The sequence below is a fragment of the Clostridium sp. genome, assembly GCF_032552055.1.
In the GTDB taxonomy this organism is placed as follows: Bacteria; Bacillota; Clostridia; order Clostridiales; family Clostridiaceae; genus Clostridium.
Window position 1 is genome coordinate 1 of the sequence record NZ_JAWGSV010000140.1, and the last position, 8,103, is coordinate 8,103.

An 8,103-nucleotide genomic window follows, 5' to 3' on the forward strand; every position below is an offset into this window, starting at 1 on the left:
AATCTGCTCTTTCCACCGTAGTAACCTTTTGCAAGCTTTAATACTTTTTTATGATTTTTACGTGAATTTACCGCTCTTTTAACTCTTGCCATGTTTCAAACCTCCTATAAATATGGTAATAATTTCTTCATTGCTTTTTCTTGAGTAGTTGAAACGTAAGCAGTTTTTCTTAAGTTTCTCTTTCTCTTTGAACTTTTCTTAGTTAATATATGACTCTTAAAAGCCTTAGCTCTCTTTAATTTTCCAGTTCCAGTCTTTTTAAATCTCTTTGCTGCACCTCTGTGAGTTTTCATTTTTGGCATGATTTTAATCTCCTCTCTAAAGTTATGCTTTTTTAGGACCTACAACCATTGTCATGTTTCTTCCTTCATGCTTTGCTGGTTTTTCTACTACACAAACATCTTCTAACTTTGAAACAAAATTTTGTAATATCTTTTGTCCAATATGTCCTAATGTTGCTTCTCTACCTTTAAATCTAACAGTGATTTTAACTTTATCACCGTCTAATAAAAACTTTCTAGCATTTTTTGCTTTTATAGCAATATCATTTTCTTCAATAGTTAAACTACATCTAATTTCTTTTAAAGTAGTAACTTTTTGCTTTTTCTTTGCTTCTTTTTCTTTTTTTGCTTGCTCATAAATATATTTTCCTAAATCCATTATCTTACATACTGGTGGATTTGCATTAGGAGAAATCATAACTAAATCTAATTCCTTCTCATATGCCATTTTTTGAGCTTCCTTTGTTTGAAGTATTCCTAATTGTGAACCATCATCCCCAATTACTCTAACTTCTTTAACTCTTATTGCTTCATTACAAGTAAAATCCTTACTTATATCAAGTCACCTCCAAAATTTTAAATAAATACACAACAAAAATAGAGGACTAATGCCGCCCTCTAGTCATTATAAAAACCTAGTTACATAAACTAGATATTATTAAAACTAATTACCCTACTAAGCATAGCCGTAAGGTGAGAAACGGCTGTTTCTACTTTACATACAATGTATTTTATCACTATTTTTTATTTGTGTCAATTATTTTACAATATATATTTTATACAATAATAAACCTATTTATTCAATTCTTTTATATGTTATTTTAATTAAAAATACTTTAAATTTCAATTTCTCCAGAAAAATCTAATATTCCACCCCTAAGATTATATAATTCTTTAAAACCTTCCTCTTCTAAAAAGTTACATGCAACACTACTTCTTACTCCTACCTTACAGTAAACTAAAATAGGCTTTTCTTTATAATCTTCTATTTCAGATACTTCCCATTCTAACTCTTCAACTGGAATATTAATTGAATTAAATAATCTTCCCTCCTTATATTCATTAAGTCTCCTTACGTCTAAAATTACTAAGTCTTTTTTATCTTTTATAAGCCTTTCAGCTTGCATACTATTTATTGATTTAATCATAATTTATTCTCCTATAGTTTTTCTCTTATTATATTCCTTCAAATGTATATATACAATATTTCAATGTAAATATCCTTTATTTATTAATCAATACTCTTAAACAAAAAAAACCCAGCAAAGCTGAGTTTTTCAATAATTTTCTAATTTTTCCATTTTTAATTCTTTAATTTCCTAATTGTTTCACTCCTAATTAAAGTCTTCCATTCTAATAAAGTTATTTATCTTATAAACAGCATCTAATTTATATAATTCTTGTATAGCTGATTTAATATTACCTTCCTTAGTCATATGAGTTACTAGTACTATAGTAACTTTGTTTTCATTTCCTATATCTAACCCTTTTTGTATTACGGATCTTAAGCTAACATTATTAGCACCAACTACTGAAGAAATCTCTCCAAGAACTCCCGGTCTATCTTCAACTGTTAATCTCATATAGTATTTGCTATCTATTTCACTAATATCACTAATTTCTTTTACCCATAAATTATTCTTAACTACAGGGTTTAAGTTTTCATTTTCAATATTACTTCTTAAAATTGATACTACATCAGAAACAACTGCACTACCAGTAGGTAAATCACCTGCTCCTCTACCATAGAACATTAAGTCTCCTACTGCATTTCCTTTAATTAATACTGCATTAAAGGAATCATATACATTAGCCAAAGGATGATTTTCAGGTATCATAGTAGGATGAACTCTTAATTCCAATCTACCTTCATTATCTTTTACTATTGCTAGAAGCTTAATAACCTTCTTAAACTCTTTAGCATATTGTATATCTACAGATTCTATTTTAGTTATCCCTTCTCTATAAACATCTTCAATCTTTATTTTTGTTCCAAAGGCTAAAGATGATAATATTGCAAGTTTATATTGAGAATCAAAGCCTTCAATATCTGAAGTTGGATCTGCTTCTGCATATCCCTTTTCTTGAGCTTCCTTTAAGGCATCATTAAAATCTAAACCATCAAAAGCCATCTTAGTTAAAATATAATTAGTTGTACCATTAACTATACCATATAATCTTTCAACTTTATTAGCTGTTAAACTCTCATTTATACCATTTATTATTGGAATTCCACCAGCAACACTTGCTTCATAATTAAACATTACGCCTTCCTTATCAGCCTTTTCAAAAAGCTCATCTCCGCCAGTTGCAAGTAGCATTTTATTTGCTGTTACTATATGCTTTTTCTTATCCATAGCAGCAAGCATATATTCCCTAGCAGGTTCAATTCCTCCCATTACCTCTACTACAATTTTAATTTCATCATCATTTATAATATCATTGAAATCTGTAGTCAATAATCCTAAAGGAACTTCAACTCCTCTAGCTTTACTAATATCCCTTACTAGTATCTTGGCTACTTCTACTTCATAGCCTGACCTTTTCATAATTTCTTCTTTGTTTGAATTTAATATCATCCAAACACCTCGTCCTACATTGCCTAGCCCCAACAAAGCAATTTTGACTTTTTTCATTTTGCTTCCCCCTTATTAAATATTTAGCACTAATTTAAATACTTATTGCTAATATACCCATTATACTAATATATTAAATAATTTGCTATTATATCTTATATTTTTCTAATAAAAATTAAGTTTCTTAATCAATTTATTATTTTTTAACTAAATTAATATTTTTCATTATCCTTATTAATTTTATAAAAATACCATTAGAAAAAATTCAAAACCCATTTAAAGTTCTAACAAAATTACTTCCTCAATTGTTAATTGAAAAAAGCTGCCTTTCGGCAGCTCTTATCTATCTTTTACTAGTATCAAATGGTTCACCAGCAGCCTTTGGCGCTTGTGAAGATTTAGAGAATAAAACTAATGCAATTAATGTAACTACATATGGGAATACCTTTAGTATTACCCCAGGTATTGTAGCTAATGATGGAATTGCTTGAGATACATTAGCTATAGTTGATGCAAATCCGAAGAAGAATGCAGCACCTAAAATACCTAACGGTCTCCATTGTCCAAATATTAATGCTGCTAAAGCTAAGAATCCAAGTCCAGCAACACTACCATTAAATTCTCCAGCATAAGTTAATAATATTATAGCTCCACCTAAAGCAGACATCCCTCCAGATATCATAACTCCAATGTATCTCATCTTAAATACACTAACTCCTGCTGCAGCAGCTGCTTGGGGATGCTCTCCACAAGCTCTTAATCTTAATCCAAAACTAGTTTTATATAATATAAATATACTAACTATAAGTATAACTATAACAAGCCAAGTTGTTGCATACACTTTAGTGAAAAATAATGGTCCTATCACTGGTATTTCTGATAAGAAAGGAATATCCTTTGGTATAAAGGAATTAACTCTTATATTACCACTACCTGTTATATTTCTTGCTAAAAATACAGTTAAAGCTCCAGCTATCATATTAATTGCTGTACCACTTATTACTTGATCTGCATTTAAGTTTATACTTGCAAAAGCATGTAATAGTGAGAATAACACCCCTACTAATACAGCTACTAAAAGTCCAATCCATAAAGCTCCTGCTACTCCATTTGCTTGAAGCTTAGAAACTGTTAAGGCACCTGCAAAGGAACCTATTATCATAAGTCCATCAAGCCCTATGTTTATAATACCACTTCTTTCACAATATAATGCTCCTAAAGCAGTTATTAATAAAGGTACTGTGTAGGCAATTGCATATGGAAAAATTTGTTCAACTATACTCCACATTATTTTTCCACCACCCTTTCAGAAGAATCCGTATTCTTACCTGACTTATCGTCTTTTTTCTTTTTAAATCTTCTAATTATCTTATCCATTATCATGCTTGTTGCAGCAAAGTAAATAATTGTAGCCATTATAGTATCTGCTAATTCAGGTGGTACCTTAACAGCAGCATTCATAAAGCCTTTTCCTACGTATAATACTCCGAAGAATAATGATGAGAATACTACTCCAATTGGATTATTTGCACCAAGTAAAGCAACTGCAATACCATCAAACCCTTGGCTTGGCATAACTCCAATTTGCATTATATTTGAGTTACCTGTATATTGAATCGCACCAGCAAGACCTGCTAAAGCACCTGCAATCATCATAGAAAACACTATATTTCTATTAACTGGCATACCTGCATATTCTGCACCAAATCTATTATATCCACCAGCTTTCAATTCATATCCAAGTACTGTTTTATTTAAAATAAACCATATAATTATTACCGCAATAATTGCTAAGAAAATACCTAAGTTTATATATGATCCTTTAAATAAATTAGATAACCATTCAGCTTTTAAAGTAGCATTATCAGATAACATTCTTGATTCTGTTTCTAAGAATTCTCCTTTAAAGTACTTAGGTACTCCATAATAAACTATCCAGTAAGCTATCCAGTTCATCATAATTGAGGAAACAACTTCATTAACATTAAATTTAGCTTTTAATACTCCCGGAACTGTAGCCCATATAGCTCCACCTAGTACCCCAGCAAGTACTACTAATGGTACTAATATAAGTTTAGGAAGATCTAAAGTTAATCCAACAGCAATTGAACAAAATCCTCCAAATAACATTTGACCTGGAGTTCCAATATTAAATAATCCTGTTTTAAAGGCAAATGCAACTGAAAGTCCAGTAAGCATTAAAGGTGTAGCCGTTGCAATAGTATTACCTATTCTTTCTGGGTTCTTTAATCCACCTTGGAATAAATACTTATATCCTTCAACAGGGTTAAAGCCCATAATTATCATTAGTAGTGCACCTGCTAATAAGCCAAGTAGTATGGCCATTATAGATTTTAAGCCTTGATTTTTTCCCATTAGCTTTCACCTCTCTTTATTCCTGCCATCATTAATCCAACTTCATTTTCATCTGTTTCATTTGCATTTACTATTCCAACTAATTCACCATTATTTACAACAGCTATTCTATCTGAAACATTTAAAACTTCATCTAATTCAAGTGAAACTAAAAGTACTGCTTTACCATTATCTCTTTGTTCTACTAATCTTTTATGAATATATTCAATAGAACCTACATCAAGTCCTCTTGTTGGTTGAACAGCAATTAATAAATCAGGGTTAGATTGAATTTCACGCCCTATTATTCCTTTTTGTTGGTTACCACCTGATAAAGATCTAGCTATAGATTTACCACCTTCACCTGATCTTACATCAAAAGTTTCAATAATATTGTTTGAATATTTTTCCACTTCTTTTCTATTTATAAGTCCATTTTTGGCGAAAGGTTTATTTTTATATACCTTTAACACCATATTATCTTCCATATTATAATCTAAAATAAGTCCTCTTTTATGTCTATCTTCTGGAATATGTGCTATTCCTTCATCTATTCTCTTTCTAATAGATAATTTAGTTATATCATTTCCATTATAAATGATATTTCCACTTTCTATAGATCTCATACCAGTTAAAGCTTCAACTAGTTCTGTTTGACCATTCCCTTCAACACCAGCTATACCAACGATTTCTCCTCTTCTAACATTTAATGTGAAGTCTTTTAGTCCTAATACTTTTTTATTGTTTTTTACAGAAAGATTTTCAATTTTCAATACTTCTTCTCCAAGTTTTGCTTCCTTCTTTTCAACTTTAAAGGAGACTTGTCTTCCGACCATCATCTTAGCCATTTCAGCTTCTGATGTTTCTTTAACATCAACTGTACCGATGTACTTTCCTCTTCTTATAACACTACATCTATCTGCTGCTGCTTTTATTTCTTTTAATTTATGAGTAATTATTATAATTGACTTACCTTCTTTTATAAGGTTTTTCATTATTTTTATTAAGTCCTCTATTTCTTGAGGAGTTAAAACTGCTGTAGGCTCGTCAAATATTAATACATCAGCATTTCTATATAGCATTTTTAATATTTCAACACGTTGTTGCATTCCAACTGAAATATCTTCAATTTTTGAATAAGGATCTACGTTTAATCCATAAGATTTAGATAGTTCTTCAATTTTCTTAGCTGCAGATTTTATATCTACAGTTAAAAACTTTTTAGGTTCTAGACCAAGTATTATATTTTCTGTTACAGTAAAGTTTTCTACAAGCTTAAAGTGTTGGTGAACCATTCCTATTCCTAGATCATTTGCTACATTTGGACTAGAAATTTTAACTTCCTTTCCTTTAATCTTAATTACACCAGCCTCTGGCTGATACATTCCAAATAACATTCCCATTAATGTAGATTTCCCAGCTCCATTTTCTCCTAAGAGTGCATGGATTTCCCCCTTTTTGAGTTGCAATGTAACATTATCGTTAGCTACAATCCCTGGAAACTCTTTACGAATGTTGAGCATTTCTACTACATAACTCATGAGCATCCTCCCTATATTATTATTTTAAATTTATGGATATATTATCTTTTTATGTAAAATTAAACTAGTCCATTCTTGATAGAAGAAAAAGACGGTACTTCCGCCTTTTTCTTTAGTGTATCTATACTGAGAATGACTATTTAATTAAATCACCTTGTTCAGCACTTACTTTAATTTCATCATTCTTTATTTTATTATAAACTTCATCAACTTTAGATATAGTTTCAGCACTTAAATTTGGGTTTTCCTTAGGAAGACCAATTCCATCATTTTTAGCATTGAAAGTTAAAGTCTTTCCACCTGGGAAATTTCCATTTAATTCATCTTTTATTATATCATAAGTTGCATTATCAATCTTCTTAATAGATGAAGTAAGTATAATTGACTTACCATTTTCCATAAGACCATCAGCATATTGATCAGAGTCAACACCAATTATCCAAGCTTCTTTTCCTGCTGCTGCTCTAGTCTTTGCTTCATTAATAGAACCAACTCCAACTCCACCTGCAGCTGTGAATATCGCTCTTACTCCATTATCATACATTGTTGCTGCAAGTTGTTGACCAGCTGCAACATCATCAAAAGTACCTTGGTAAACTATATTTTCAGCTTTTAAACTCATGTTAGTTCCTAAGTTTTCATTAGCATACTTAACACCTTGTTGGAATCCCCAGTTAAATTTTTGAACTGATGGAATTTCCATACCACCTATAAATCCTAAATCACCAGTTTTTAACTCAACAGATGCTGCAACACCTGCTAAGAATCCAGCTTCTTCTTCAGCAAAATATACTGAAACAGTATTTTCACCTAATTTTTCTACTCTTTCATTACCTGTTTTACCATTGTTAGGAGAACCATCAATAATTATAAACTTTGCATCTGAGTATTTATCTTGCGCTTGGAAAATAGCAGTTTCAAACTTAAACCCTGGAGTTACAATAAACTTGTAATCTGTATCGTAAAGGTTTCCTATTTCCTTCATATAGTCAGCTTCTGTAGTTCCTACTGGCTTTAAATAGTTAGCATCTACATTTAATTCATCTTTAGCTTTTGAAATACCTTCCCATGTGCCTTGGTTAAATGACTTATCATCAATAGTACCAGAGTCAGTTACCATACCAACCTTTAATTTATCAGTTCCACTAGTTGAACTATTTCCGCAACCAACTAAGCCTGTAAGCATTAATGCTGATAAAGCTAAAGCTATTCTCTTTTTCTTCATAAAAAATCCTCCTAATCTTTTGTGTATACTCATTTTATCTTTCGAACTTTCAAAAAGATTATACAATATATAATTCGCTATTTCAACAAATAAAAATGATTTTCTTTATTGATTAATGGTATCAT

The 8,103-nt window shown here is 30.5% G+C and carries 8 protein-coding genes, 1 pseudogene and 1 other annotated feature; all 9 genes and pseudogenes read right to left on the reverse strand.

Annotation, left to right across the window (positions count from 1 at the left end):
- Positions 1–92, reverse strand: a pseudogene (locus tag E6248_RS10190) (50S ribosomal protein L20); the annotation flags it as partial.
- A 12-nt stretch (positions 93–104) separates the two neighbouring features.
- Entirely contained in the window at positions 105–302 is a 198-nt protein-coding gene (rpmI, locus tag E6248_RS10195; RefSeq protein ID WP_008679235.1) for a 50S ribosomal protein L35, read from the reverse strand.
- A gap of 22 nt (positions 303–324) precedes the next feature.
- Positions 325–837 carry a translation initiation factor IF-3 gene (infC, locus tag E6248_RS10200; protein WP_316340707.1) on the reverse strand — a complete coding sequence of 171 codons (513 nt, stop codon included), beginning with the start codon at positions 835–837 and terminating at the stop codon, positions 325–327.
- Positions 838–864: 27 nt separating this feature from the next.
- Positions 865–1,003 (reverse strand) — a sequence feature (ribosomal protein L20 leader region).
- Positions 1,004–1,117: 114 nt separating this feature from the next.
- Positions 1,118–1,429, reverse strand: coding sequence for a rhodanese-like domain-containing protein (locus E6248_RS10205; protein ID WP_243109703.1), 312 nt, complete (start codon positions 1,427–1,429; stop codon positions 1,118–1,120).
- A gap of 186 nt (positions 1,430–1,615) precedes the next feature.
- On the reverse strand, positions 1,616–2,917 hold the full coding sequence (locus E6248_RS10210; RefSeq protein ID WP_316340702.1) for a homoserine dehydrogenase: 1,302 nt from the start codon (positions 2,915–2,917) through the stop codon (positions 1,616–1,618).
- A gap of 283 nt (positions 2,918–3,200) precedes the next feature.
- Positions 3,201–4,145 (reverse strand): ABC transporter permease, encoded by a 945-nt coding sequence (locus E6248_RS10215; RefSeq protein ID WP_316340703.1) that lies wholly within the window; start codon positions 4,143–4,145, stop codon positions 3,201–3,203.
- Complete coding sequence (locus E6248_RS10220; RefSeq protein ID WP_316340704.1) at positions 4,145–5,233, reverse strand: ABC transporter permease; 1,089 nt, start codon at positions 5,231–5,233, stop codon at positions 4,145–4,147. Before E6248_RS10220 ends, E6248_RS10215 begins: the two co-directional genes overlap by 1 nt.
- Entirely contained in the window at positions 5,233–6,753 is a 1,521-nt protein-coding gene (locus E6248_RS10225) for an ABC transporter ATP-binding protein (RefSeq protein ID WP_316340705.1), read from the reverse strand. The genes E6248_RS10220 and E6248_RS10225 overlap by 1 nt, the downstream gene beginning before the upstream one ends.
- A 136-nt stretch (positions 6,754–6,889) precedes the next feature.
- Positions 6,890–7,978: a BMP family ABC transporter substrate-binding protein gene (locus E6248_RS10230; protein ID WP_316340706.1), complete on the reverse strand. Its 1,089-nt coding sequence runs from the start codon at positions 7,976–7,978 to the stop codon at positions 6,890–6,892.
- Between the last annotated feature and the right edge of the window lie 125 nt (positions 7,979–8,103).